General features: G+C 66.3%; 1 pseudogene. It reads left to right on the forward strand.

From position 1 onward, the window contains the following. Positions 1 to 907 precede the first annotated feature (907 nt). A pseudogene (locus B116_RS25385) lies at positions 908 to 1,137 on the forward strand (hypothetical protein); the annotation flags it as partial.

Consider the following 1,137-nt stretch of genomic DNA (forward strand, 5'->3'; position numbering starts at 1 on the left):
GACGTGACCGGCGACGGCTACACCGACCTCGTTGGCCGCAAGACGGACGGAACCCTGTGGCTCTACCCGAACAACATCGAACGTGACAACGGAGTCCCGTACAGCACCCCGGACTCCCGCGAGATCGGCCATGGCTGGAACGGCTTCAACAGCATCATCTAGCAGCGCCACCTGACGGCGCGCCCGGCCTCGGTCGGGCGCGCCGCCGTTCGCGCCCGACTTGGGCGCGCATCCGGTGGACGCCGTCGGGGCGTACCACCCTGACAGCCGTGACGGGCGCCTCGCGTACCCGACCACCATCGTGTCCCCGGCGCCCGCCGCCCCGACCCTGCGGGCCGGCCCTGACGGTTCGGCCCGGCCGTCGTCGACGAAGCCAACAGATGGCTGACCCTGCTGAACGTGCGACTGCGACTGACCGGCAGCCCGGCTCTCGCCTCACGCGTCGAGCGCCTGGAACACTCGAAAGCGATCCTGATCACACTCACGGTCAACGAGATCCGCCGCCTGATCAACGCCTGCATCATCCGCCCGACCAATGACCTCACCCACCGTTTGCACTGGTCAGGCTGGCGACGACGGCATCAGGCCCGAGCCCGACGAGCCCACTACACACGCCGCCTCAACCTCGAACCCCAGCCATGATTCCGAACGGCGGCTGCCGTGCTAGCCGTAGTAATCCGCCGAAGCCCAACGGCATCGCTGGTCAGAGCCCGCTACCGCAGGGCAACGGGTGTCGCTCGTGCCGCCGCTTGACCAGCGTTGCGGTTGGTTCCGGGCTGGAAGCTACGACTAGGTCGGCAGGGGTCGCCTCGATCATTTGATTGAGGTTCACTTATTCATCGGGTGCTAACAAAGCATTTTTAGGCTTCGGGGGATGAATCCAATCCCTGTAGCACCTGGAGGTTCCATGCCCCGCATCCGTCAGGCGATGTCCCGACTCATCGCCGCTGCGATCCTCCTGGTCGCCGGCCTGGCCGTCGCACCTGCGGCGGCCGCCTACGGCGCCGATCAATCCACCGAGCCCGCCACGCAGGCGAGTGGTTTCTGGTCCTGCTCGGTGCCGTCTGGATACACCTACACAGCGGTACGGCGAGAGCTCAACGTCTGTAACCCCGGCGGCTTCGCCAACTCCTACTA

It is taken from the genome of Salinispora fenicalii, from assembly GCF_000514815.1.
Classification (GTDB): Bacteria; Actinomycetota; Actinomycetes; order Mycobacteriales; family Micromonosporaceae; genus Micromonospora; species Micromonospora fenicalii.